This window comes from Enterobacter cloacae complex sp. HYC033_NIDB (assembly GCF_056673335.1).
On sequence record NZ_CP115123.1, the window covers coordinates 439,856 to 463,390 of the forward strand.

A 23,535-nucleotide genomic window follows, 5' to 3' on the forward strand; every position below is an offset into this window, starting at 1 on the left:
GAGAAAACATTAAAAAAGGCAACTTGCGTTGCCTTTTTGCGTTTATTTTGCGTCTGTCGCCGTGCCGTTGGCATGCCAGTCAAACACGCCGAACTCGAAGCCCTTCAAATCGCCCTTCTCATCCCAGGACAGCGGCCCCATCACGGTTTCCACCGAGTTCGCTTTCAGCCAGGTGGCAATCTCCGCCGGATCGGCTGACTGGTTCAGGCCCGCTTGCAGAGACTGCAACGCTGCGTAGGTGGTCCAGACGAACGCACCACTTGGATCCTGTTTCTTCGCCTTGATGGCATCGACAACAGGTTTGTTCGCAGGCACCTGGTCGTAGTTCTTCGGTTTGGTCACCAGCAGCCCTTCAGCGGATTCACCCGCGATATTAGACAGGGAAACGTTCGCGACACCTTCTGGCCCCATGAACTGCGTCTTCAGACCCGCCGCACGCGCCTGGCGCAGGATCTGCCCCATTTCCGGGTGGTAGCCGCCGTAGTAAACGAAATCGATATTTTCTTTCTTCAGACGCGCGACCAGGGTCGAGAAGTCTTTCTCACCGGCGGTAATACCGTCAAAGAACACCACGTTGGCGTTCGCTTTTTTCAGGTTATCCTGCACCGCACGGGCCAGGCCTTCGCCGTACTGCTGTTTGTCATGAACAATCGCGATGCGCTGCGGCTTCACTTTTTCCACGATGTATTTCGCGGCGGTTGGCCCCTGATCGGAGTCCAGACCGGTGGTACGCAGGATCAGCTTATAGCCGCGCGCGGTCAGCTCTGGCGCCGTCGCGGCCGGCGTGATCATCAGAATGCCTTCGTCTTCGTAGATGTCAGACGCGGGCTGGGTGGAAGAGGAGCACAGGTGACCAATAACGTATTTGATCCCGTCGTTTACCACTTTGTTCGCCACCGCGACCGCCTGTTTCGGGTCACAGGCATCGTCATATTTTACGATTTGCAGCTTTTCGCCCTTGATGCCGCCCTTAGCATTAATGTCTGCAACCGCCTGTTCCGCGCCGGTAAATTCCTGGTCGCCGTACTGTGCTACCGGACCGGACATCGCGCCCACCACAGCCACTTTAATATCGGCCTGGGCCATAGTGCTGAATGCCAACGCGATACATCCTGCCAGTAACGCTTTACCCTTCATGTTCATCCTGAGATTCCCCATTATTATGGTTATAACGATTGTTGTGATGTTGTTGTGTAGCGCTTTATTTCAGTTATAGGCGTGCTGTTCGCGCTTTTTCAGCATACTCTGCTAAAACATACCCCATTTTTATGATTTTGGAATAGCTAATTTGAAATGAAAATATGATAAGCCCGACCGTCATTTCAGCCGGGCTTTTGGCTTTATCGTGTCAGCGAGGCGGAAATAATATCCAGCGCTTTACGGAACTGCGCTTCGGGGATGGTGAGCGGGTAGAGGAAGCGAATAACGTTGCCGTAAACGCCGCAGCTCAAAAGCAGCAGCCCTTCGTTCAACGCGCGCTCCTGAACCTGACGGGTAAATTCGGGCGACGGCTGTCCGGTTTGCGGATCGGTAAATTCTACCGCCACCATCGAGCCCTGCCCACGGATATCGGCGATATACGGACAGCCATCCTTCGCTTTATTCAGCACCTCGACTAGATGATGCCCGAGATGCGCCGCGCGGGTGCAGAGATCGTCCTCGTCAATCACATCCAGCACCGCATGGGCCGCCGCAATCGCCAGCGGGTTACCCGCGTAGGTTCCGCCCAGCCCGCCCGGGGCGGGCGCATCCATCACCTCCGCCCGGCCAGAGACGGCAGAGAGCGGCATCCCGCCCGCCAGGCTTTTCGCCATGGTGATCAGATCGGGCTTCACGCAGTGGTTTTCCATGGAGAACAGCTTGCCGGTACGGGCGAAGCCGGTTTGCACTTCGTCGGCAATCAGTAAAATCCCGTGGGTATCGCACAGGGCACGCAGCGCCTGCATAAAATCAGCGGGCGCGACGTTGAACCCGCCCTCGCCCTGAACCGGTTCAATAATGATTGCCGCCACCTGATCGGGCGCGATATCGGCTTTGAAGATGCGCTCCAGGCTTTTTAGCGCTTCGGCGGTACTAACCCCGTGCAGGCTGTTGGGGAATTGCGCGTGGTACACCGAGCCGGGGAACGGGCCGAAGCCGAGCTTATAGGGCGCCACTTTGCCGGTCATCGCCATGGTCATAAAGGTACGGCCGTGGAACGCGCCGCCGAAGGTGATAATGCCGGGACGTCTGGTGTACGCGCGGGCGATTTTCACCGCGTTTTCGACCGCTTCCGCCCCCGTTGAGAAGAAGGCGGTTTTGGCTGGCCCCTCTATGGGTACGCGCTGGTTGATGCGCTCGGCAAGCGCCACATAACCTTCATAGGGGACGATTTGATAAGCGGTATGGGTAAAGGCGTGAAGCTGTTTTTCGATGGCGGCGATAACTTTAGGATGGCGATGCCCGGTATTCAGCACGGCGATCCCGGCGGCAAAATCAATATACTCGTTACCTTCCACGTCCCACACCGTGGCGTTTTCGGCTTTATCGGCATAGAAGTTACACATGACGCCGATACCGCGCGGCGTCGCCTGTAAACGCCGGTCGTTCAGTTCGTTATTTTTCACCCTGTCACCCTCTGAAAGTCGCCTGCTTAGCGCATCAGTAAGTGTTTGCCAGGGGGAAGAAATTCGCCAGAGCGGGCGCTAAAAAAACAAAACCCCCGAATTTGCATTCGAGGGTTCTCGGTGTACTTCGCGGAAATTACGCTTCGATAGCGGCGCGAAGTTTTTTCATGGCGTTTTTCTCAAGCTGACGCACACGTTCAGCGGAGACGCCGTAGCGGTCGGCCAGTTCCTGCAACGTGGACTTGTTATCTTCGTCCAGCCAGCGGGCACGGATAATATCCTGGCTACGCTCGTCGAGGCCTTCCATCGCGAAGGTCAGCTTGTTCGCCGCCTGGTCTTCCCAGTTATCCTCTTCAATGCCGTCAGCAAAGTTAGAGGTTTTATCCTGTAGATACAGAACCGGGGCCATCGGCTGGCTGTCGGACGCGTCGTCGTCGGCAGACATATCAAACGTCATGTCCTGCGCGGCCATACGGGATTCCATCTCGCGGACGTCTTTGCTGGAAACGCCCAGCTCGCGCGCCACCATTTCCACTTCATCCTGATTGAACCAGCCCAGACGCTGCTTGGTTTTACGCAGGTTGAAGAACAGTTTGCGCTGCGCTTTCGTCGTGGCGACTTTCACAATACGCCAGTTACGCAGGACGTATTCGTGAATTTCCGCTTTGATCCAGTGCACGGCGAAGGAGACGAGTCGCACACCCACTTCCGGGTTAAAGCGACGTACCGCCTTCATCAGGCCAATGTTACCTTCCTGAATCAGGTCCGCCTGCGGCAGGCCGTAGCCCGCATAATTACGAGCAACGTGAACAACAAAGCGCAGGTGAGACAGGATCAGCGTTTTAGCTGCTTCCAGATCGCCCTGGTAATGCAGCTTTTCAGCAAGCTCCTTTTCTTCCTCAGCCGTTAACATCGGCCAAGTGTTCGCAGCCCGGATGTAAGATTCCAGGTTACCAACAGGGGCTAAAGCTAAAGTTTGCATTTCTTTGGTCATTCATTCCTCTCAATGTTTCTTCTGGTCCAGGTTGTCCCCGTCAGGCAACAACCATGCCAAAGCGTTTGAGCAACGAGATTAGCATTCACTCTTTTATCAGACAGTGATTTTATCCACAAGTTCCAGGCGCAACAGTGAATAAATTACGCACAAAATGTGACATGAAGATGATTACAGGGGAAGAGACAACAGGGACGCTTTCCCTGCAAGCGAACATCTCGGTGCAGGGAAAGATTATATCACGCTTTTATTAGTCGGGAGTAAAGTGGCGTAAATGTTGAACCGTTGCCAGCCATGCCGCCACCCAGCCGATCATGGAGCACACCAGCAGCAACAGCAGGCACTCATCGAACCCTAAGCCACTGATATCAAACTTAGTTCCGAAAACCTGCGCCACTTCAGTCACGGCAGACGACAGCCGCATCACCAAAATTTCTGACAATATCAATGAAAGAAATGCACCAGAAAAACCTAATAACGCGCCGCCGTAAAGGAACGGGCGGAGGATGAAACCATCCGTTGCGCCAATCAGTTTCTGCACGTTGATGGTATCGCGACGGGCGAAGATGCTCAGGCGCACGCTATTACCGATGACGAGGAACACCGCCGCCACCATCAGCACGCCGATCATCGCCGACACGCGTCCTACCAGCCCGGTCAGGGCGGCAAGACGGGCAAACCAGCTGTCGTCCATGCGCACTTCATCAATCCCGTTAATGCGGGTAATGCGGTCGCGCAGGGTGTTGAGCGAATCCGTGCCCTGGAAATCGAGTTTCGGGATCACCACCGCCACCGCGGGCAGCGGGTTCTCTTCAAGCATATCCAGCGCGCCGCCGAATCCGGACCAGTTGCGGAACTCACCCAGCGCTTCATCGCGGGAAAGATAGTTCACCTTCTCCACGCCCTGCTCGGCCTGAATCTGCCCCACCACCTGAGCCGCCGCGTTATCGTCGAGGGCTTTATCCAGATAAACGGTGATCTGCGGCGACGGATAGTACTGGGACGCCGCCTGGTTTACGTTTTTGTAAACCATGTAGCAGACGCTGGGCAACGTCAGGGAGATGGCAATCACCATCACCGTCAGGAACGTCGCCAGCGGTTTGCTTTTCAGATCCTGCAACGCGCCCTGGAAGGCGTACCGCACCTGCTCGTTAAAGACGTTGGTTTTGCGGGAGTTCGGTTTCGGTGCCGCTTTGGCACGCTTAGGCGCATTGCGATTGCCGTCCCCGCCGCCCTGAGGCTTGCGGAAACGGTCAAACCGGTTGCTGAACTGCCGAATCTGGTTCATTGCATCACGCTTATTCACCGTGGCCTCCGTGCAAATGCCCGTCGCTCAGGGTCAGCATGCGGTACGAACGGCGGGAGATCAGCCCCATGTCGTGCGTCGCCATCAGTACCGTGACCCCCACGCGGTTAAATTCCTCAAACAGACGCAGGATGCCTTCAGAGAGGGCATCGTCCAGGTTACCGGTCGGTTCATCCGCCAGCAAAACGGCTGGCTTGTTCACCACCGCACGGGCGATGCCCACGCGCTGCTGCTCACCGCCGGAGAGCTGGATCGGGAAGTTCTTCGCTTTGTCCAGCAGCCCGACCTTATCCAGCGCCGCAGAGACGCGACGGCGGATATCATCGTAACTGGCGCCGGCAATAATCAGCGGGATCGCGACGTTATCGAAAACCGTGCGATCCATCAGCAGGTGGTGATCCTGGAAAATCATGCCAATCTGACGACGCAGGAACGGCACTTCACGGTTCTTAAGACGGCTAATTTCATGGCCGCTGAACCAGATTTTCCCGGCGCTTGGCCGCTCGATCCCACAGATCAGCTTGAGCAGGGTACTTTTCCCCGCGCCGGAATGGCCGGTCAGGAATGCCATCTCGCCTGGCTGGAGGTGGAATGTCACCCCCTGTAGCGCTTGTCTCCCGCCGAGATAGGCCTTGCTGACGTGTTCAAAGCGAATCATTGTTAGTCCTCTCGGGCAAATAGTGCCTCAATAAAGTCGTCCGCTTTAAACGGACGTAAATCCTCAATACGCTCGCCCACACCGATGTAACGGATAGGAATGCCGAACTGGTCGGCCACGGAGAAGATCACCCCGCCTTTCGCGGTGCCGTCCAGCTTGGTCAGCGTGATCCCGGTCAGTCCTACCGCTTCATGGAACAGCTTCGCCTGGCTGATGGCGTTCTGTCCGGTGCTGGCGTCGATAGTCAGCATAATTTCATGCGGTGCATCTTCGTCCAGCTTCTTCATGACGCGAACGATTTTCTTCAGCTCTTCCATCAGGTGCGATTTGTTCTGCAAACGCCCTGCGGTATCCGCAATCAGCACGTCCACGTTACGCGACTTCGCCGCCTGGATGGCATCGAAAATCACGGACGCGGAATCCGCGCCGGTGTGCTGAGCAATAACCGGAATATTGTTGCGCTGGCCCCACACCTGAAGTTGTTCCACCGCTGCCGCACGGAAGGTATCGCCCGCCGCCAGCATCACCGATTTGCCCTGCTGCTCAAACTGGCGCGCCAGCTTGCCGATGGTGGTGGTTTTGCCCACGCCGTTGACGCCAACCATCAGGATAACAAACGGCATTTTGCCTTCAATATTAAGCGGCTCGTCAACTTTTGCGAGAATTTCACCCATCTCGTCTTTCAGCAGGCCGTACAGCGCCTCGGCGTCACGCAGCTGTTTGCGGCTCGCCCCTTCGGTCAGGTTGGCGATGATCTTCCGGGTGGTTTCCACGCCCACGTCCGCAATCAGCAGCTGCTCTTCCAGCTCCTCAAACAGATCGTCGTCGATCTTTTTGCCGCGGAACAGACTGATAAATCCGGAACCTAAGTTTTCTTTGGTTTTGAGCAGGCTGCGCTTCAGGCGCGCAAAGAAACCTTCTTTGGTCGGTTTTTCCTGCTCCTGAACGATCTCTTCTTCGGCCTGCGCTTCCACCGGCACGACGATGACCGCTTCTTCAGCCGCTTCCGCCGCCAGCGCCTGGGCTTCCAGCTCTTCGTCGGTCAGCTCTGGCTCAAGGGCCGCTTCTTCTTCCACCGCCTCAACAATTTCAACGGTTTCCGCTTCGGCCTGCCACTCTTCGGCAGAAACCTCTTCAGCTTTCACCTCTTCCGGCAGCGGCAGCTCTTCGTGTTCGATAGTGGCCTGCGGCGCTTCGTTAAGGGTTTCAACGATAACCGGCTCTGGTTTTTCGCTCTCCTGAACCTGTTCAGTAACCTCAACCACCTCTTCGGCAAAGGATTCAATCTCTTCTTTGCTGTGGGCTGGCTCTTCCGCTTCGACAACCGCAGCGGTTTCGACAGGCGTTTCAGGCTGTGACGGCTCTTCTACAACCTGCTGTTCTTCGGTTTTCTGTTCTGTTTCTTGCTCTTTTTCACCGAAACCCAACCAGGAAAAGAAGCCACGTTTTTTTTGTTTTGCCATCTGCGACTACACTCCTCGCGGCGCTATATACAGGGAAGCTAAAAAAATGATGAAATAGTCTAACACTTTACTTAATTGACATCACCGCCCGCAATCGCAGGGCAATGGTTAACAGAGCTTTCCTGAGATGAAGAAACCCACCCGCGCCCCGGCCGGTCAAATTCGCATTATCGGCGGTCAGTGGCGAGGCCGGAAATTACCGGTGCCGGACAGCCCCGGTTTACGCCCCACCACGGACCGCGTTCGCGAGACGCTGTTTAACTGGCTCGCCCCGTCTATGGTAGACGCCAACTGCCTGGACTGCTTCGCCGGAAGCGGTGCATTGGGGCTGGAAGCGCTGTCGCGTTATGCCGCCAGCGCCACGCTGCTGGAGATGGAGCGCGGCGTCGCGCAGACGTTGCAGCAAAATCTGGCTACGCTAAAGGCAACCAACGCGAAAGTGGTGAATACCAACACGCTGAGCTTCCTCGCCCAACAGGGGACGCCGTTCAACGTGGTGTTTGTTGACCCGCCGTTCCGTAAAGGGCTGCTGGAAGAGACATTATCGTTGCTGGAAAAAAATGGCTGGCTGGCAGACGACGCGCTGATTTACGTTGAAAGCGAAGTGGAAAATGGCCTGCCGCCCGTTCCCGTTCACTGGGATCTGCACCGCGAGAAGGTCGCCGGCCAGGTGGCTTATCGTCTGTATCACCGTCAGGCACAAGGAGGATCCGATGCCAGTACTGATTAACGTAGGGCGCGTGCTGATGCTGGGCGTCTGGGCATTTTTGATTTTGAATCTGGTGCACCCGTTCCCGCGTCCGCTGAATATCTTTATTAACGTGGCGCTGATTTTTACCGCGTTCATGCATGCCTTGCAGATGGTGATGCTGAAAAACGGCCTGCCGAAAGATGGCCCACCGATGACCGGCTGGCAGCAGCTGCGGGTGTTTATTTTCGGCGTGTTTGAGCTGCTGGTGTGGATGAAGAAGTTTAAGGCGCAGGTGAAGAAGTAGGCCCCTCACCCTAACCCTCTCCCAAGGGGAGAGGGGATGATTACACCCTCTCCCCTTGGGAGAGGGCCGGGGTGAGGGGAAAATTACAGCTCCGGTTCAAATCCTTCAAACCGCGACCCTTTGTAGCTCAGCGTGCCTTTCTCCCCCACCGTCAACTGGTGGTACTGCTGCGCCTCCAGGCGGAAGGTCATCTCCAGCCCGCCGGTTTCCGGCTTAAAGCTCGCTTCATAGCGTATCGTTGTGCCCGCAGGCGTCACCTGCTGCTGGCGGGAGCGGCGGTCGTTAAGCGGTTTCTCACGCTTGTTCGTCACCACCACGCGCTTTTGCATCAGCGGCGCGGCGTCATTGTCGGCCTTCTCACGGCGCTGCTGCACGAAGCGAAACGAGGCGGCAATGACGATAATCGCCACCACGATAATGAAAAACAGCGGCATCTTGCTCATTGAAAAATCCCATCAGATTATGCGGAATTCAGGATACCTCGCCTGCCCCGGCATTGCCAAACGCCCGCTCGCGTCACTACACTGGATCAGGAACTGATCATTCAGCCTCAACAGTTACAGGGAGTTAATATGCTTTGGTCATTTATCGCTGTCTGTTTTTCCGCATGGCTTTACGTCGATGCGTCTTACCGTGGCCCAGCCTGGCAGCGCTGGTTGTTTAAACCCGTCACGCTATTACTCCTGCTGTTGCTTGCCTGGCAGGCCCCGATGTTTAACGCCGTTAGCTATCTTGTCCTCGCGGGGCTGTGTGCTTCCCTGATTGGCGATGCCTTAACCCTGCTGCCACGCCAGCGCCTGCTGTACGCCGTGGGGGCATTCTTCCTGTCGCATCTGCTCTATACCATCTACTTTGCCAGCCAGATGACGCTCTCCTTCTTCTGGCCGCTGCCGCTGGTGCTGCTGGTGATTGGCGCCCTGCTGATCGCGGTGATCTGGTCGCGTCTGGAAGAGATGCGTCTCCCGGTCTGTACGTTTATCGCCATGACGCTGGTGATGGTGTGGCTGGCGGGCGAGCTGTGGTTCTTCCGTCCGACCGCTCCGGCAATGTCTGCGTTCTTCGGTGCCGCACTGTTGCTGTTGGGTAATATCGTCTGGCTGGGCAGCCACTATCGTCGCCGCTTCCGTGCGGATAATGCGATTTCCGCCGCCTGTTACTTTGCCGGACACTTCCTGATTGTGCGTTCGCTGTATATCTAAATAACGCTTGACTCTGGAGTCGACTCCAGAGTGTATGCTGCGGTTAATGAGAAAATTATCATTACCGGAGACTGCCATGTCGACTCCAGAAATACCTAAAAAAGTTCCCCAATTCTCGGCACTTAAGCTCAGCCCGGTTCCGCCAAAAGAGGACTGCTGCTGCGAGGGCGCGTGCGAAACCCGGACCGAAGCGCTGCCTGAAAACGGCAATCACTATAGCTGGGTGGTCAACGGCATGGACTGCGCGGCCTGCGCCCGCAAAGTGGAAAATGCGGTGAAGCAGGTGCCGGGTGTGAAACACGTTCAGGTGCTGTTCGCTACCGAAAAGCTGCTGGTCAGCGCCGAAAACGACGTCAGCAGACAGGTTGAAGCCGCCGTCAGCAAAGCGGGTTATACCCTGCGCAGCGAAACGGCGCCCGCAGAAAAAACGTCCCCGCTAAAAGAAAATCTGCCGCTCATTACCCTCATCATCATGATGGCCCTGAGCTGGGGGCTGGAGCAAATCAACCACCCGTTCGGCAACCTGGCGTTTATCGCCACCACGCTGGTTGGCCTGTTCCCGATTGCGCGTCAGGCGCTGCGTCTGATGAGAAGCGGCAGCTGGTTTGCCATCGAAACGCTGATGAGCGTGGCGGCTATCGGGGCGCTGTTTATTGGCGCGACGGCGGAAGCGGCCATGGTGCTGCTGCTGTTCTTAATTGGCGAACGCCTTGAGGGCTGGGCGGCGAGCCGGGCGCGTAAAGGGGTGAGCGCGCTGATGGCGCTGAAGCCGGAAACCGCCACGCGGGTTATTCATGGTCAGCGTGAAACGGTCGCCATCAATACCCTGCGCCCGGGCGACGTGATTGAAGTGCCCGCAGGCGGACGTCTGCCAGCCGATGGGACCCTCATTACCGCCACCGCGAGCTTTGACGAAAGCGCCCTGACCGGGGAATCCATCCCGGTAGCGCGCGCGGCAGGTGAAAAGGTGCCTGCGGGCGCCACCAGCGTCGACCGACTGGTGCTGCTGACGGTCCTTTCCGAACCGGGCGACAGCGCCATCGACCGCATCCTCAGGCTGATAGAAGAAGCCGAGGAGCGCCGCGCGCCGGTAGAACGCTTTATCGATCGCTTCAGCCGGATTTACACCCCCTCCATCATGCTGGTGGCGCTGCTGGTCACCGTCGTCCCGCCGCTGTTCTTCGGCGCGCCGTGGGAGGGCTGGATTTACAAAGGGCTGACGCTGCTGCTGATCGGCTGTCCGTGTGCGCTGGTGATCTCCACCCCGGCGGCGATTACCTCAGGGCTGGCGGCGGCGGCACGTCGCGGGGCGCTGATTAAGGGCGGCGCGGCGCTGGAACAGCTGAGCCAGGTTCAGCACATCGCCTTCGATAAAACCGGCACGCTGACCGTCGGCAAGCCGCAGGTGACCGGCGTGTATCCGCAGGACATCAGTGAAGACGCCCTGCTGACGCTGGCCGCTGCCGTGGAGCAGGGCTCCACCCACCCGCTGGCGCAGGCGATTGTGCGTGAAGCGAAGGGGCGCGGGCTGACCATCCCTCCGGCAACCGCCCAGCGAGCGCTGGTCGGGTCAGGGATTGAGGCTGTGGTCGAAGGCAAAAAAGTGCTAATCGCCGCGGCAGGCGCGTTCCCTAATCCACAGGTTGAGGCATTAGAGCAGGCCGGGCAGACGGTCGTTGCCGTGATGCAGGACGGTGTACCGATGGGCATGCTGGCGCTGCGCGACACCCTGCGTGACGATGCGAAAGACGCCGTCGACGCGCTGCACAGGCTGGGGGTACAGGGCGTGATCCTGACCGGTGATAACCCGCGCGCGGCGGCGGCGATTGCCGGCGAGCTGGGGCTGGAGTTTAAGGCCGGATTGTTGCCTGCGGATAAAGTCAGCGCGGTAACCGAGCTGAACGGTCATGCCCCGCTGGCGATGGTCGGGGACGGGATAAACGACGCCCCGGCAATGAAGGCTTCCACCATCGGCATTGCGATGGGCAGCGGCACCGACGTGGCGCTGGAGACCGCCGACGCGGCGCTGACGCACAACCGCCTGACCGGGCTGGCGCAGATGATAGATCTTGCGCGGGCGACGCGGGCCAATATTCGGCAGAACATCGGCATTGCGCTGGGTCTGAAGGGGATTTTCCTGGTCACCACGCTGCTCGGCATGACCGGACTGTGGCTGGCGGTACTGGCGGATACGGGGGCGACGGTGCTGGTTACGGCGAACGCGTTGCGGCTGTTGCGCCGTCGGTAAAAATGCCCGGTGGCGGCTACGCCTTACCGGGCCTACAACATCTCCGAACCGTAACCGTAGGCCGGGTAAGGCGTAGCCGCCACCCGGCATAAAACGGCGTCACTGCATCCCTAGCACCCCCGGCAACCACAATGATATCGCCGGGATGTATGTCACCATCCCCAGCACTACCAGCAACATACCGTAAAACGGCAGCATCGCCCGCACCACGTGCTCGATCTTCTGCTTACTCACCGCGCTCGCCACGAACAGCACCGACCCGACCGGCGGCGTGATCAGCCCAATCCCCAGGTTCACCATCATGATCATTCCGAAATGCACCGGATCGATCCCCAGCGAGTTGGTCACCGGCAGCAGTACCGGGGTCAGGATCAGGATGATCGGCGCCATGTCCATCAGCGTGCCAATCAGCAGCAGCATGATATTGAGGTACATCAGAATCACGTATTTGTTATCGGACAGCGACGTGAAGAATTCGGTGATGCGCATCGGCAGCTGCATGTAGGTCATCACCGCGCCAAACGCCGCGGCAAAACCAATCAAAATCATCACGATAGTGACGGTTTTCACCGTGCGGCACATCAGCTTCGGCAGTTCATTCCACTTGTAGTCGCGGTAGATGAACATGGTGACGAAGAACGCCCACAGGCAGGCCACGGCGGCAGATTCGGTCGCCGTGAATATCCCGGACAAGATCCCGCCGAGGATAATCACCACCGTCATCAGCCCCCACAGGGCATCGAGCATGATTTTCAGCGCCTGCCTGAACGGGATTTTGTCCCCCTTCGGATAGCCGCGCTTGCGGGCGAAGCACAGGCAGAGCACCATCAGGCTCACGCCCAGCAGCAGGCCCGGCAGCACGCCCGCGATAAACAGCGTGGCGATGGAGACCGTTCCCCCTGCCGCCAGGGAGTAAATCACCGAGTTGTGGCTGGGCGGGATCAGGATCGCCTGCACCGACCCGCTGGCCGTCACCGCCGCCGCGTATTCGCGCGGATAGCCCTTCTTCTCCATCTCCGGGATCATCACGCTGCCGATAGACGCCGTATCCGCCACCGACGAGCCGGAAATCGCGCCGAAGAACGTTGATGCCACGATGTTCACCAGCGACAGCCCGCCGCGTATAAAGCCGACAAAAACGTACGCGAAGTTAACCAGCCGTCGGGCAATGCCCCCTTCCGCCATGATCGCCCCGGCAAGAATGAAGAACGGGATCGCCAGCAGGGTAAATTTATTCACCCCGCTGGTGATCTGGATCATCAGCGCCTCAAGCGGCAGGTCAATCCACAGCGCGCCCGCCACGGCGCTTAAGCCGACGGCGAAGGCCACCGGCATCCCCAGCGCCAGCAAAATGGCGAGGGTGAATAACAAAACAAACGCATCCATTGTTCACCCCTTAACTGTGATTGCCGATCAGCACGACCGGACGGTTTTCCTGCGAGCCAAACAGCAGGCGTTCAAGCACAAACAGGATCAAAATGGCCGACCCGACAGGCAGCGGCAGATAGCTTTCGCCGGAGGTCAGGAGCGGAAACTCCGCCACCGGCTGCTCCCACAGCTCGACGCACAGCCAGTAGCTGTACCAGCACATCAGGCCGGAGATGAGCAGCATCAGCAGATCCACCACCCGCGCGCACACTCTTTGCAGCGACGCGGGCAGGCGGTCGGTGAGCATGTTGACCGCAATATGCGACCCGGCGCGGTAGCTCACCGCCGCGCCGATAAAGGTAAACGTCACCATGCAGATAATGGCGATCGGCTCCGGCCAGGATTCGCCGCGATTGAGCACATAGCGAGAGAAGATGCCAATGGGGATCACAATCGTCATCACCAGTAGCGAGAGACCCGCCACCACCATGGCGAGCAGGTACAGACGGTCCATCCACTTCAGGTAGAGTTCGGACATACGTACTCCGGCTTACTGAACGTCAGTGATGGCTTTCATCAGATCCTGATGCTTGTCGCCATACTGCGCGCGCACCGGCTCTGTCGCCTTGATAAACACCGTTTTATCGATGTCGTGGAACTGCACGCCGCCGGCCTTCATTTTCGCCAGCGCCTGGTCGTTATACGCATTCCACAGCTTGCGCTGCTCGAACTGCGCTTCGCGGGCCAGCGTCAGGATCTTTTGCTGTTCGTCAGCGCTCAGTTTGTCCCATTTCACTTTGGAGTAGAGCAGCATTTCCGGGGTGATGAAGTGGCCGCTCAGCGTGTAGTTTTTGGCGACCGGCATGTAGTTGTGGGCGATAAAGGTTGGCGGGTTGTTCTCCGCGCCGTCGATCACCCCGGTCTGCATGCCGCTGTAAACCTCACTGACGCCCATCGCCACCGAGTTCGCTCCCATCTCTTTCAGCGTGGCCAGCGCCACCGGGCTGCCCTGCACGCGGATTTTCTTCCCTTTCAGATCGTCCGGTTTGACGATCGGCTCTTTGGTGATCAGGTTACGGGTGCCGGAATCCATCCAGCCAAGGAAGACCAGACGCGATTTCGGGTTGGCGGTGAGTTTGTCGCCGATCTGCTTGCCGATATCCCCGTCGATGACCTTGTGCATGTGGTCTTCATCGCGGAATACGTAGGGCAGCGTAAACACTTCGATATCCGGCAGGATGGCGGCCACCGGCGCCATAGAGACGCGGATCATGTCGATCGCCCCCATCTGCGCCTGCTCAATCATCTGCTTTTCATCCCCCAGCACGCCGCCGGGGAAGACCTTAATATCCAGCTTGCCATCGGTTTGTTGTTTGAGTTTTTCACCCATGTGCTGAACCGCCACCACGTTCGGGTAGCCTTCGGGATGCACATCGGCGGCTTTAATGGTCTGGGCAGAAACGGTGCAGGCGAAAGCAGACAGACACAGCGCGGCCAGTAACGGCTTGAGGGTCGTTTTCATTGAGTCAACTCCAGGGTAGTGAGATAAGCGTTAAAACGATGTTTTAGTTTTTGACGCTTAAAAATTAGACTACGGCTGGAAAAGGGAGGGTGAAGCGCCTCACAAAAAGCGCGAAATTTTGAAACGATGGTTTAGAAAGGTTTTCTCCCTCTCCCCGTGGGAGAGGGTCGGGGTGAGGGCATCAGGCCGCACCTACCCCTTACGAATCAAATACCGGTACGGCAAGGTCTCGGTTTGCTGCGCCACCAGTTCATGTTCCATAAAGGTACAAAAGCCGGGGATATCGCGGGTGGTAGCCGGGTCATCGGCGACGATTAGCAGCGTTTCGCCGCTCTGCATGTTACGGACGGTTTTACGCACCATCATTACCGGCTCCGGGCAACGGAGGCCCTGAGCATCAAGCGTGTGGTCTGGGCTGGAAAACAGGTCGGTCATTTTCTTCTCGTTCAGGTAAAAACGGCTGTAGTTTACGCCCCGCTATCGCCAATGCAAACCAGGTTAACGATTGCGTGAAAATTAGCCATTGCAAAGTGTCGTCAAAGCAGTATCATGCGGCGGCTTTATTGGGTTCCCTCACCCCAAATATTAATCAAAAAGGTACAATATGAACTCCTTTACACAATCGCAGCGCGTCAAGGCGTTGTTCTGGCTTTCGCTATTTCATCTGCTGGTGATCATCTCCAGTAACTATCTGGTACAGCTCCCCATCTCCATTTTTGGTTTCCATACCACCTGGGGCGCGTTCAGTTTCCCGTTTATTTTCCTTGCGACGGATTTAACCGTGCGTATTTTTGGCGCACCGCTGGCGCGGCGGATTATTTTTGCGGTGATGATCCCGGCACTGTTTGTCTCCTACGCCATCTCCTCGCTGTTTTACATGGGCAGCTGGCAGGGCTTCGAAGCGCTGACGCACTTCAACCTGTTCGTCGCGCGTATTGCCACCGCCAGCTTTATGGCTTATGCCCTGGGGCAGATCCTCGATGTCCACGTGTTTAACCGCCTGCGTCAAAACCATCGCTGGTGGATGGCACCAACGGCCTCCACGCTGTTCGGTAACGTGAGCGATACGCTGGCCTTCTTCTTCATCGCCTTCTGGCGCAGCCCGGACGCCTTCATGGCAGAACACTGGATGGAAATCGCTCTGGTGGACTACGCCTTTAAGGTGCTTATCAGCCTGGTTTTCTTCCTGCCGATGTACGGCGTGCTGTTGAATATGCTGCTGAAAAGGCTGGCAGATAAATCTGAAATCTCCGCATTGCAGGCAGGTTAAGGGTTCGCTTTATCAGTTGTGATAAGATGAACGAATGAGCCGTTATGGCCGTTTATCGAAAGGAAGAAGTCAATGCGCAATCTGGTTAAATATGTCGGGATTGGCCTGCTGGTTGTTGGCCTTGCAGCCTGTGATAACAGCGACACCAAAACGCCTGCTCAGGGCGCGTCAGCAGAAAGCAACGCCACCGGTCAGCCGGTGAGCCTGATGGATGGCAAACTCAGTTTCTCTCTGCCTGCGGACATGACCGACCAGAGCGGTAAGCTGGGTACTCAGGCGAACAATATGCACGTCTATTCCGATGCCACCGGCCAAAAAGCGGTGATTGTGATCGTCGGTGACGATACCAGCGAAGATCTTGGCGTGCTGGCTAAACGCCTGGAAGATCAGCAGCGCAGCCGCGACCCGCAGCTTCAGGTGGTCACCAACAAGTCTGTTGAACTGAAAGGCCACACGCTGCAACAGCTGGACAGCATCATCTCTGCCAAAGGCCAGACCGCCTACTCCTCCGTGGTGCTCGGCAAGGTGGACAATAAACTGCTGACCATGCAGATCACCCTGCCGGCAGACAATCAGCAGAAAGCACAGACCGCCGCTGAAAACATCATTAACACCCTCGTGATCCAGTAATCGTTCACCAGGATGCCGTGGCCTCCGTCGCTTGCGCCGGGGGCCATTTTTTTGCCACGACTTTCAGACTAACACGCCAGACGAAGCCCATCCGGCGCACTACAATTAACACGCCCCCCGGAAAAAGGAATTCTTATGACTGCCAGCCCGCCCGACAAAGCCGGACTTCATATTTTATTAAAACTTGCCTGCCTGGTGGTTATCCTTGCGGGTATCCACGCGGCGGCGGATATCATTGTTCAGCTTCTGCTGGCGCTGTTTTTCGCCATTGTGCTCAACCCGCTGGTGACATGGTTTTTACGCCGGGGCATCAGCCGCCCGGTCGCGATTACCATTGTGGTGATGGTGATGCTGGTTGTCCTGACGGCGCTGTTCGGCGTGCTCGCCGCCTCGCTGAGCGAATTTTCCACCATGCTGCCGCAGTACAATAAAGAGCTGACGCGCAAGCTGGTCGATCTTCAGCGCATGTTGCCGTTCGTGAATCTGCATATCTCACCGGAACGGATGCTGCGTCGGATGGATTCCGAGAAGGTGATGACCTACGCCACCACGTTGATGACCGGGCTTTCCGGGGCAATGGCCAGCATTCTGCTGCTGGTGATGACGGTGGTGTTTATGCTGTTCGAAGTGCGCCACGTGCCGTATAAACTGCGTTTTGCCCTGAACAATCCTCAGATCCACATTGCCGGCTTGCACCGTGCGCTGAAGGGCGTATCCAAATATCTGGCGCTGAAAACGCTGTTAAGCCTGTGGACCGGCGTGATCGTCTGGCTGGGGCTGGTACTGCTGGACGTGCAGTTCGCGCTGATGTGGGGCGTGCTGGCCTTTTTACTAAACTACGTACCCAATATCGGCGCGGTGCTTTCCGCCGTTCCGCCGATGATCCAGGCGTTCCTGTTTAACGGTTTTTATGAGTGCATGCTGGTAGGGGCGCTGTTCCTTGTCGTGCATATGGTGCTGGGTAACATTCTCGAGCCGCGCATGATGGGCCATCGTCTGGGCATGTCGACGATGGTGGTGTTTTTATCGTTACTGATCTGGGGATGGCTGCTGGGTCCGGTGGGCATGCTGCTCTCCGTGCCGCTCACCAGCGTCTGTAAAATCTGGATGGAAACCACGAAAGGAGGCAGTAAACTCGCCATTCTTCTGGGTCCGGGTCGGCCAAAAAGCCGTTTGCCGGGATAACCGGGTGGAAAGGGTCAAAAGTGACGTTTATTCGCCAGCGCGACGACAACATTGTACGATGTGCGCAGCAAATCGCGCTGGCGAAGAAAAAGTCACAGAAACAGGTTTATCGCGGACGCGCGTAGATGAAATTTACACTTACCCTTATCGACTGGCAGGCAAGAGCGCCAGGACTCAGCGATGCCGACGAATGGCAGGCATGGTCACGCCGGTCTGACGCCATCGATCCCGCTGCACCGCTGGCGAAACTGACCGATCTGCCGATGATGACCGCCCGCCGCCTGAATTCAGGCAGCAGGCTGGCCGTCGATCTTGGCCTGATGATGCTGCGCAAACACCGCATCGATGCCGTCGTCTACAGTAGCCGTCATGGGGAGCTGGAGCGCAATTTCCGTATTCTCCAGGCCCTGGCGGCAGAACAGCCCGTTTCCCCCACCGATTTTGCCATGTCGGTACACAACTCGGCGGTCGGCAATCTTACTATCGCCGCGCGTCAGCCTGTTGTCTCTTCGTCGGTTTCCGCCGGTATGGATACCTTCCAGCAGAGCTTGTGCGACGTGCTGAGCCTGCTGCATGCGGGCTACTCCCGCGTGTTGCTGGTGGATTTCGACGGTCTGCTGCCTGATTTTTATCACGCCGGGCTGCCGCCGCAGATGCCCGTCTGGCCCTACGCGCTGGCGCTGGTGATTGAGGCGGGAAATACGCTCAGTTGCGAAACGCACGTCAACCGCACGCCTGAAGAGCCCGCGCTGCCGCAAAGCCTCCAGTTCCTGCGCCATTACCTGCGGGACGAGCGCCAGTTTACCCTGCCGGGCGAGCGCCTGCTGTGGCAATGGACGCGCCAATGAGAGGGTTACGTTCCCGCCTCGATCGGATATGGCGGATGCTGATGACCGGATTGTGCTTCGTCCTGTTCGGCCTCGGCGGGCTGACGCTGTCGCTGGTGTGGTTTAACCTGCTGCTGATTTTCCAGCGCGACCGCACTCAACGTCGCCGCCTGGCACGCCGCACTATTTCTGCCAGTTTTCGCCTGTTCCTCGCGGTGGTACGCGGTGCAGGGGTACTGGATTACCGTTTCAACAACCTGGACGTTCTGCGCGCCGAGCGGGGCTGTCTGGTGATTGCGAATCATCCCTCGCTGCTGGACTACGTTCTGCTGGCGTCGGTGATGAACGAAACCGACTGTCTGGTGAAAAGCGCGTTGCTGCGTAACCCGTTCGTCAGCGGCGTGATCCGCGCGGCTGACTATCTGATTAACAGCGAAGCCGACACGCTGCTTGCCGCAAGCCAGCTGCGTCTGGCCCAGGGCGACACCCTGCTTATCTTCCCCGAAGGCACCCGCACCCGGGTGGGGGAAGCCATGACCCTGCAACGTGGGGCGGCGAATATCGCCGTTCGCTGCAACAGCGCCGTGCGCGTGGTGGTGATCCACTGTAGTGAACGGATGCTGGATAAACAGAGCAGCTGGTATAACGTGCCCCCCAACAAACCTGTTTTCACCGTGGATGTTCGCGAACGCATCAACATTCATGATTTTTATGATGCGAGTCAGCACGAACCCGCGCTGGCAGCAAGGCAGTTAAACCGGCATATGCAGCATCAGTTAACAACCGGTCTTCAATCTTTGTCAGGAACGAAAGATGCAAGCGCTCTATCTTGAAATTAAGAATCTCATTATCTCTACGCTGAATCTGGAAGAACTTACCCCAGAGGATATTGATACAGACGCCGCGCTCTTTGGCGACGGCCTCGGTCTGGACTCAATCGACGCCCTTGAGCTGGGGCTGGCGGTAAAAAATCAGTACGGCGTAGTGCTTTCTGCCGAAAGTGACGAGATGCGTCAGCACTTCTATTCCGTTGCCACGCTCGCGGCTTTTATCCATCAACAACGCGCCTGAGAATGACCGCTATGACAGAACAACAAACGATTTATCAGGAAGTCTCTGCGCTTCTTATTACGCTGTTTGAAATCGCCCCGGAGGATATTACCCCTGAGGCACGTCTTTACGAGGATCTGGACCTCGACAGCATTGATGCCGTCGATATGGTGGTGCACCTGCAAAAGAAAACGGGCCATAAAATCAAGCCCGAAACCTTCAAAGCGGTGCGCACGGTGCAGGACGTCGTGGACGTTGTGGAACAGCTTCAGCGCGACGCGTAACGTGCGTTCGATTCCAGTTCTTCCCGCCCTGACGGGGCTGATGCTGCTGGCATGGCCGTTTTTGATCGGCTTCGGGCTGGCGAATAATAGCCTGCACGGGATACTGCCCGTGATGGCGCTGGTGCTGCTGTTGCGCGTCTGCCAGGCCCGTCGGCAGGGCGGCCCCCTGCGTTATCTGTTCGTGAGCGTGGCGCTGGCTGGCATAGCGCTTTGCGCGGCGAGCTACGTCCTGCACGCGCACCAGTGGGTGCTGTTATATCCAGTGGTGGTGAATCTGGTGATGCTGGTGGTGTTTGGCGGTTCGCTGTGGACGGCAATGCCTGTCGTCGAACGGCTGGCGCGCCTGCGTGAACCGGCTCTCTCCCCCGTCGGGGTACGTTACACGCGCCGGGTTACCCAGGTCTGGTGCGGCTTTTTTATTATCAACGGGGCGATCGCGCTGTTTACCGTATTACACGCCGATATCCGTCTGTGGACGCTGTGGAACGGGATGATTGCCTATCTCCTGATGGGCACGCTGATGGCTGGCGAGTGGCTGGTGCGACAACGGGTGATGAAAAACGATGCTTAACCCTCTTCCGCTTAGCCAGTGGCTCAGTGCGCCCCGCCCTGACGACACCCCTGTCGCCTGGCAGGACGACCATCTCTGGACGCTTGGCGATCTGCGCCACGACGTCACTCAGCTGGTCGACACGCTGCGTCGTGAAGATAGCGAGCGCTGGGCGTTGTGCATCGAAAACGGTTATCTGTTTATTGTCGCGCTGCTGGCGACGCTGCATGCGGGTAAAACGCCGGTCCTCCCCGGGCACAGCCGGGCGGCGCAGCTTAACGAACAGCGGGCGCTGTTCAGCGGCGTCCTGAGCGACACCACGCTCGATTTTCAGGGGCGACAGCTGCGGGTGGCTTCCGCGCAGCGGGCAGGCCATCCCTTTTCACCGCTGCCTGCCATCGGTGAGATGCGCACGATCGAGCTTTACACCTCCGGCTCGACCGGCACGCCGCAGCGGGTAAGTAAGCCGGTGGTCAGCCTTGATCGTGAGGCTCGTCTGCTGGCGGCGCATTTTGGCGAGCGTCTGGCGGGCTGTCACGTCGTGGCTTCCGTGGTGCTGCACCACCTGTATGGCCTGACGTTTCGTGTCGTCTTACCCATGGCGCTCGGCCTGCCGCTGCATGCCAGCCTGCTCAACTATGCCGAGCAACTCTCTGCCCTTCCCGACGATAAACGCTACCTTTTCATCAGCAGTCCGGCGTTTCTCAAGCGGCTGGACGCGTCGCTGACGCCGCCCCCCGTTAACCTGCTCGTCTCCGCCGGCGGCGCGCTGCCCTGGCAGGAGGTCGCCGCGGTTCAGGCCTGGCTCAACGTCTGGCCGGATGAAATATACGGCAGCACGGAAACGGGCGTAATGGCCTGGCGCTACCGTCAGGAGGAAAGCACGCGCTGGCAGCCTTTTCCCGGCGTGACGTTTCACGGCGATCGCGTGATATCGCCGCTGATCCCCGAGGCGGAGGGGGTCCTGCTGGATGATATCCTGCACTTCACGGCTGACGGGCAGTTCAGCCTCGTCGGGCGTCATGGTCGGGTGGTCAAAATTGAGGATAAACGCATTTCGCTCGATGACATTGAGCGCCGCCTGCTGGCGCTGGACGGCATCCGCGAGGCCGCCGCGCTGACGGTGACGCGCGGCGGGCGTCAGGGCATTGGCGTATTGCTGGTGCTGAATGAAGCGGTGCGTCAGCAACACGAACAGAGCAAAACAGCGCAGGAGCTCGCCTGGCGACGCGCCCTTCGCTCCTGGCTTGAACCGGTTGCCGTACCGCGCTACTGGCGGATCGTTGATGAAATCCCGGTCAACAGCATGAACAAGCGCGTGACTGCGCAGCTACAGGAGTTGTTTCATGAAGATCCCTGAAATCGGGCGCCTCCAGCCCGATCCACAGCATCTGGAGATAACCTTTTATCTTGATCCTGACCTGCTCTGGTTTAAGGGACATTTCGCCGTACAGCCGCTGCTGCCGGGCGTGGCGCAGCTCGACTGGGTGATGCATTACGCCGCCGCGCTGGCGTCGGGCTACCGTTTTCACAGTATTCAGAACGTGAAGTTCGCCGCCCCGCTGTTGCCGGAGAACACGGTCACGCTGCTCCTTGCCTGGCAGCCTGAACGCCAGTTGCTGACCTTTAGCTACCAGCGCCATGCGGGTAACGAGCGCCACACCGCCAGCAGCGGGAAGATTCGCTTATGTCAGTAACCTTCCGTCCCTGCGTGCTGATCCCCTGCTACAACCACGGGGCGATGATGGCTTCGGTGCTGGCGCGCCTGGCGCCTTTCGATCTGCCCTGTCTGGTGGTGGACGACGGCAGCGATGAGACCACGCGCCGCACGCTTGAAGCGCTGGCGGCGGATCGTCCGCAGGTCACGCTACTGCGGCTGGCCGAAAACAGCGGCAAAGGCGCGGCGGTGATGCAGGGGCTGAAAGCCTGCGCCGATCGCGGCTTCACCCACGCCGTTCAGGTGGACGCTGACGGCCAGCACGCTATCGAGGACATCCCCAAACTGCTGGCGCTGGCCGGACGTCATCCCGATGCGCTCATTTCCGGGCAGCCCGTTTACGATGACTCGATCCCCCGTTCGCGCCTGTACGGGCGCTGGATAACGCACGTCTGGGTCTGGATTGAAACCCTCTCCCTGCAATTGAAAGACAGCATGTGCGGGTTTCGCGTTTACCCGATAGCCCCGGTTCTGCGCCTTGCAGCAACCACGCCGCTCGGCAGGCGGATGGATTTTGATACCGAAGTGATGGTGCGCCTCTACTGGCAGGGCAACACCAGCTATTTTCTGCCCACCCGCGTAACCTATCCGCCGGACGGGGTATCCCATTTCGATGCCCTGAAAGACAACGTGCGCATCTCGTTGATGCATACCCGTCTGTTTCTCGGCATGCTGCCGCGCATTCCTTCCCTGCTGATGCGTCGCCGCTCACAGCACTGGGCGCAGCAGCAGGAGGTAAAAGGATTATGGGGCATGCGCCTGATGCTGCGCGTCTGGCAGTTGCTGGGGCGTAAGGCGTTTACCGCCCTGCTGTGGCCGGTTACCGCCGTCTACTGGCTGACCGCCCGCTCTGCGCGTCAGGCGTCGCAGCAGTGGCTGGCGCGGGTTAAAACGGTGATGGCACAGCGGCAAATGCCGCCCCTCGCGCGGCTTAACAGTTTTTCCCACTTCCTGCGCTTCGGTCATGCCATGCTGAATAAAGTGGCCAGCTGGCGCGGCGAAATGAAACTCCATCGCGATCTGGTCTTTGCGCCAGGCGCGCAGGAGGCGCTGGGGCTCGACGATCCTCAGGGCAAACTGCTGCTCGCGTCGCATCTTGGCGATGTGGAAGCCTGCCGGGCGCTGGCCCAGCGCGAAGGGGCGAAAACCATCAACGCGCTGGTCTTCAGCGACAACGCCAGACGCTTTAAGCAGGTGATGGAGGAGATGGCACCGCAGGCGGGCATTCACCTGATGCCGGTCACCGACATTGGCCCGGAGACTGCGATCCTCATTAAAGAGAAGCTGGATCGCGGCGAATGGGTGGCGATCGTGGGCGATCGCATCGCCGTCACCCCGCAGCGCGGCGGTAGCTGGCGGGTGATATGGAGCAAATTTATGGGCCAGCCCGCACCGTTCCCGCAGGGGCCGTTTATCCTGGCGTCCATTTTGCGCTGCCCGGTGGTGCTGATTTTTGCCCTCTGTCAGCAGGGAAAGCTGACCCTGCACTGCGAGCCGTTTGCCGACCCGCTGCTGCTGCCGCGCGGCGAACGCCAGCAGGCGCTACAGCAGACCGTCGACCGCTATGCGCAGCGGCTGGAGCATTACGCGCTCTTGTCGCCGCTCGACTGGTTTAATTTTTTCGATTTCTGGCAGCTGCCAGAGGTCAACGAGAAGGAGTAAA

26 protein-coding genes are annotated in these 23,535 nt (G+C 58.3%); 15 read left to right on the forward strand and 11 right to left on the reverse strand.

Annotated elements, in window-relative coordinates; genetic code table 11:
* Window positions 1–42 precede the first annotated feature (42 nt).
* The 6 genes from livJ to ftsY form a co-directional block, all read right to left on the reverse strand.
* Entirely contained in the window at window positions 43–1,143 is a 1,101-nt protein-coding gene (gene livJ, locus O1721_RS02175; protein ID WP_015571474.1) for a branched chain amino acid ABC transporter substrate-binding protein LivJ, read from the reverse strand.
* Window positions 1,144–1,340: 197 nt separating this feature from the next.
* The gene (locus O1721_RS02180; RefSeq protein WP_032649750.1) at window positions 1,341–2,606 is read right to left on the reverse strand and encodes a 4-aminobutyrate--2-oxoglutarate transaminase; all 1,266 of its coding nucleotides are present in this window, start codon (window positions 2,604–2,606) and stop codon (window positions 1,341–1,343) included.
* Between the two features lie 136 nt (window positions 2,607–2,742).
* Entirely contained in the window at window positions 2,743–3,600 is an 858-nt protein-coding gene (rpoH, locus tag O1721_RS02185) for an RNA polymerase sigma factor RpoH (RefSeq protein ID WP_000159624.1), read from the reverse strand.
* A gap of 250 nt (window positions 3,601–3,850) precedes the next feature.
* Window positions 3,851–4,906, reverse strand: coding sequence for a permease-like cell division protein FtsX (gene ftsX / locus O1721_RS02190; protein ID WP_017384126.1), 1,056 nt, complete (start codon window positions 4,904–4,906; stop codon window positions 3,851–3,853).
* Entirely contained in the window at window positions 4,899–5,564 is a 666-nt protein-coding gene (gene ftsE / locus O1721_RS02195) for a cell division ATP-binding protein FtsE (RefSeq protein ID WP_006812284.1), read from the reverse strand. The genes ftsX and ftsE overlap by 8 nt, the downstream gene beginning before the upstream one ends.
* A gap of 2 nt (window positions 5,565–5,566) precedes the next feature.
* Window positions 5,567–7,027: a signal recognition particle-docking protein FtsY gene (gene ftsY, locus O1721_RS02200; RefSeq protein WP_032649752.1), complete on the reverse strand. Its 1,461-nt coding sequence runs from the start codon at window positions 7,025–7,027 to the stop codon at window positions 5,567–5,569.
* Window positions 7,028–7,154: 127 nt separating this feature from the next.
* Between ftsY and rsmD the strand changes: the two genes are divergently transcribed.
* Window positions 7,155–7,757 carry a 16S rRNA (guanine(966)-N(2))-methyltransferase gene (gene rsmD / locus O1721_RS02205; RefSeq protein ID WP_015571477.1) on the forward strand — a complete coding sequence of 201 codons (603 nt, stop codon included), beginning with the start codon at window positions 7,155–7,157 and terminating at the stop codon, window positions 7,755–7,757.
* Window positions 7,741–8,022, forward strand: coding sequence for a DUF1145 family protein (locus O1721_RS02210; RefSeq protein WP_015571478.1), 282 nt, complete (start codon window positions 7,741–7,743; stop codon window positions 8,020–8,022). Before rsmD ends, O1721_RS02210 begins: the two co-directional genes overlap by 17 nt.
* Window positions 8,023–8,105: 83 nt before the next feature.
* Here O1721_RS02210 and O1721_RS02215 read toward each other — a convergent pair whose 3' ends face one another.
* Window positions 8,106–8,465: a DUF2500 domain-containing protein gene (locus tag O1721_RS02215; RefSeq protein ID WP_032103644.1), complete on the reverse strand. Its 360-nt coding sequence runs from the start codon at window positions 8,463–8,465 to the stop codon at window positions 8,106–8,108.
* Window positions 8,466–8,594: 129 nt separating this feature from the next.
* Between O1721_RS02215 and O1721_RS02220 the strand changes: the two genes are divergently transcribed.
* A complete protein-coding gene (locus O1721_RS02220; RefSeq protein ID WP_003861515.1) occupies window positions 8,595–9,221 on the forward strand; it encodes a lysoplasmalogenase in 627 nt (208 codons plus the stop codon).
* Between the two features lie 76 nt (window positions 9,222–9,297).
* The gene (gene zntA / locus O1721_RS02225) at window positions 9,298–11,469 is read left to right on the forward strand and encodes a Zn(II)/Cd(II)/Pb(II) translocating P-type ATPase ZntA (RefSeq protein WP_032103646.1); all 2,172 of its coding nucleotides are present in this window, start codon (window positions 9,298–9,300) and stop codon (window positions 11,467–11,469) included.
* Window positions 11,470–11,568: 99 nt separating this feature from the next.
* On the opposite strand, the gene O1721_RS02230 is transcribed toward zntA, so the two are convergent.
* From O1721_RS02230 to tusA, 4 genes are all read right to left on the reverse strand, one after another.
* Window positions 11,569–12,855 carry a TRAP transporter large permease gene (locus O1721_RS02230; protein ID WP_015571481.1) on the reverse strand — a complete coding sequence of 429 codons (1,287 nt, stop codon included), beginning with the start codon at window positions 12,853–12,855 and terminating at the stop codon, window positions 11,569–11,571.
* Between the two features lie 10 nt (window positions 12,856–12,865).
* Complete coding sequence (locus tag O1721_RS02235) at window positions 12,866–13,375, reverse strand: TRAP transporter small permease (RefSeq protein WP_003861278.1); 510 nt, start codon at window positions 13,373–13,375, stop codon at window positions 12,866–12,868.
* A gap of 12 nt (window positions 13,376–13,387) precedes the next feature.
* Window positions 13,388–14,359: a TRAP transporter substrate-binding protein gene (locus O1721_RS02240; protein WP_032649755.1), complete on the reverse strand. Its 972-nt coding sequence runs from the start codon at window positions 14,357–14,359 to the stop codon at window positions 13,388–13,390.
* A 192-nt stretch (window positions 14,360–14,551) separates the two neighbouring features.
* The gene (tusA, locus tag O1721_RS02245; protein ID WP_000130627.1) at window positions 14,552–14,794 is read right to left on the reverse strand and encodes a sulfurtransferase TusA; all 243 of its coding nucleotides are present in this window, start codon (window positions 14,792–14,794) and stop codon (window positions 14,552–14,554) included.
* Between the two features lie 169 nt (window positions 14,795–14,963).
* Here tusA and O1721_RS02250 point away from each other — a divergent pair, with 169 nt between their 5' ends.
* The 11 genes from O1721_RS02250 to O1721_RS02300 all read left to right on the forward strand — a co-directional run bounded on the left by O1721_RS02250 (window position 14,964) and on the right by O1721_RS02300 (window position 23,534).
* Entirely contained in the window at window positions 14,964–15,629 is a 666-nt protein-coding gene (locus O1721_RS02250) for a 7-cyano-7-deazaguanine/7-aminomethyl-7-deazaguanine transporter (protein WP_003861274.1), read from the forward strand.
* A gap of 72 nt (window positions 15,630–15,701) precedes the next feature.
* Window positions 15,702–16,259 (forward strand): DcrB family lipoprotein, encoded by a 558-nt coding sequence (locus tag O1721_RS02255; RefSeq protein WP_003861272.1) that lies wholly within the window; start codon window positions 15,702–15,704, stop codon window positions 16,257–16,259.
* Window positions 16,260–16,394: 135 nt separating this feature from the next.
* A complete protein-coding gene (locus tag O1721_RS02260; RefSeq protein ID WP_003861270.1) occupies window positions 16,395–17,444 on the forward strand; it encodes an AI-2E family transporter in 1,050 nt (349 codons plus the stop codon).
* A 125-nt stretch (window positions 17,445–17,569) separates the two neighbouring features.
* Entirely contained in the window at window positions 17,570–18,292 is a 723-nt protein-coding gene (locus O1721_RS02265; RefSeq protein ID WP_017384119.1) for a beta-ketoacyl synthase chain length factor, read from the forward strand.
* Window positions 18,289–19,104, forward strand: coding sequence for a lysophospholipid acyltransferase family protein (locus O1721_RS02270; protein WP_032649758.1), 816 nt, complete (start codon window positions 18,289–18,291; stop codon window positions 19,102–19,104). Before O1721_RS02265 ends, O1721_RS02270 begins: the two co-directional genes overlap by 4 nt.
* Complete coding sequence (locus tag O1721_RS02275) at window positions 19,085–19,342, forward strand: phosphopantetheine-binding protein (protein ID WP_003861263.1); 258 nt, start codon at window positions 19,085–19,087, stop codon at window positions 19,340–19,342. The genes O1721_RS02270 and O1721_RS02275 overlap by 20 nt, the downstream gene beginning before the upstream one ends.
* 11 nt (window positions 19,343–19,353) lie before the next feature.
* Window positions 19,354–19,605: an acyl carrier protein gene (locus O1721_RS02280; protein WP_003861262.1), complete on the forward strand. Its 252-nt coding sequence runs from the start codon at window positions 19,354–19,356 to the stop codon at window positions 19,603–19,605.
* Window positions 19,577–20,176 (forward strand): COG4648 family protein, encoded by a 600-nt coding sequence (locus tag O1721_RS02285; protein WP_032649760.1) that lies wholly within the window; start codon window positions 19,577–19,579, stop codon window positions 20,174–20,176. Before O1721_RS02280 ends, O1721_RS02285 begins: the two co-directional genes overlap by 29 nt.
* Window positions 20,169–21,515, forward strand: coding sequence for a class I adenylate-forming enzyme family protein (locus tag O1721_RS02290; protein ID WP_032649763.1), 1,347 nt, complete (start codon window positions 20,169–20,171; stop codon window positions 21,513–21,515). Before O1721_RS02285 ends, O1721_RS02290 begins: the two co-directional genes overlap by 8 nt.
* Entirely contained in the window at window positions 21,502–21,852 is a 351-nt protein-coding gene (locus O1721_RS02295) for an ApeI family dehydratase (protein ID WP_017693835.1), read from the forward strand. The genes O1721_RS02290 and O1721_RS02295 overlap by 14 nt, the downstream gene beginning before the upstream one ends.
* Entirely contained in the window at window positions 21,843–23,534 is a 1,692-nt protein-coding gene (locus O1721_RS02300) for a glycosyltransferase family 2 protein (RefSeq protein ID WP_032649764.1), read from the forward strand. Before O1721_RS02295 ends, O1721_RS02300 begins: the two co-directional genes overlap by 10 nt.
* Window position 23,535 lies beyond the last annotated feature (1 nt).

Coding starts and splice junctions, on each gene's coding strand:
- O1721_RS02215 (WP_032103644.1), bottom strand. CDS start 8,465: ATGAGCAAGATGCCGCTGTTTTTCATTATCGTGGTGGCGATTATCGTC.
- O1721_RS02270 (WP_032649758.1), top strand. CDS start 18,289: ATGAGAGGGTTACGTTCCCGCCTCGATCGGATATGGCGGATGCTGATG.
- O1721_RS02240 (WP_032649755.1), bottom strand. CDS start 14,359: ATGAAAACGACCCTCAAGCCGTTACTGGCCGCGCTGTGTCTGTCTGCT.
- O1721_RS02295 (WP_017693835.1), top strand. CDS start 21,502: ATGAAGATCCCTGAAATCGGGCGCCTCCAGCCCGATCCACAGCATCTG.
- ftsE (WP_006812284.1), bottom strand. CDS start 5,564: ATGATTCGCTTTGAACACGTCAGCAAGGCCTATCTCGGCGGGAGACAA.
- ftsY (WP_032649752.1), bottom strand. CDS start 7,027: ATGGCAAAACAAAAAAAACGTGGCTTCTTTTCCTGGTTGGGTTTCGGT.
- O1721_RS02265 (WP_017384119.1), top strand. CDS start 17,570: ATGAAATTTACACTTACCCTTATCGACTGGCAGGCAAGAGCGCCAGGA.
- O1721_RS02220 (WP_003861515.1), top strand. CDS start 8,595: ATGCTTTGGTCATTTATCGCTGTCTGTTTTTCCGCATGGCTTTACGTC.
- zntA (WP_032103646.1), top strand. CDS start 9,298: ATGTCGACTCCAGAAATACCTAAAAAAGTTCCCCAATTCTCGGCACTT.
- O1721_RS02230 (WP_015571481.1), bottom strand. CDS start 12,855: ATGGATGCGTTTGTTTTGTTATTCACCCTCGCCATTTTGCTGGCGCTG.
- O1721_RS02290 (WP_032649763.1), top strand. CDS start 20,169: ATGCTTAACCCTCTTCCGCTTAGCCAGTGGCTCAGTGCGCCCCGCCCT.
- tusA (WP_000130627.1), bottom strand. CDS start 14,794: ATGACCGACCTGTTTTCCAGCCCAGACCACACGCTTGATGCTCAGGGC.
- O1721_RS02300 (WP_032649764.1), top strand. CDS start 21,843: ATGTCAGTAACCTTCCGTCCCTGCGTGCTGATCCCCTGCTACAACCAC.
- O1721_RS02210 (WP_015571478.1), top strand. CDS start 7,741: ATGCCAGTACTGATTAACGTAGGGCGCGTGCTGATGCTGGGCGTCTGG.
- O1721_RS02255 (WP_003861272.1), top strand. CDS start 15,702: ATGCGCAATCTGGTTAAATATGTCGGGATTGGCCTGCTGGTTGTTGGC.
- O1721_RS02250 (WP_003861274.1), top strand. CDS start 14,964: ATGAACTCCTTTACACAATCGCAGCGCGTCAAGGCGTTGTTCTGGCTT.
- rsmD (WP_015571477.1), top strand. CDS start 7,155: ATGAAGAAACCCACCCGCGCCCCGGCCGGTCAAATTCGCATTATCGGC.
- O1721_RS02280 (WP_003861262.1), top strand. CDS start 19,354: ATGACAGAACAACAAACGATTTATCAGGAAGTCTCTGCGCTTCTTATT.
- O1721_RS02260 (WP_003861270.1), top strand. CDS start 16,395: ATGACTGCCAGCCCGCCCGACAAAGCCGGACTTCATATTTTATTAAAA.
- O1721_RS02235 (WP_003861278.1), bottom strand. CDS start 13,375: ATGTCCGAACTCTACCTGAAGTGGATGGACCGTCTGTACCTGCTCGCC.
- livJ (WP_015571474.1), bottom strand. CDS start 1,143: ATGAACATGAAGGGTAAAGCGTTACTGGCAGGATGTATCGCGTTGGCA.
- O1721_RS02275 (WP_003861263.1), top strand. CDS start 19,085: ATGCAAGCGCTCTATCTTGAAATTAAGAATCTCATTATCTCTACGCTG.
- rpoH (WP_000159624.1), bottom strand. CDS start 3,600: ATGACCAAAGAAATGCAAACTTTAGCTTTAGCCCCTGTTGGTAACCTG.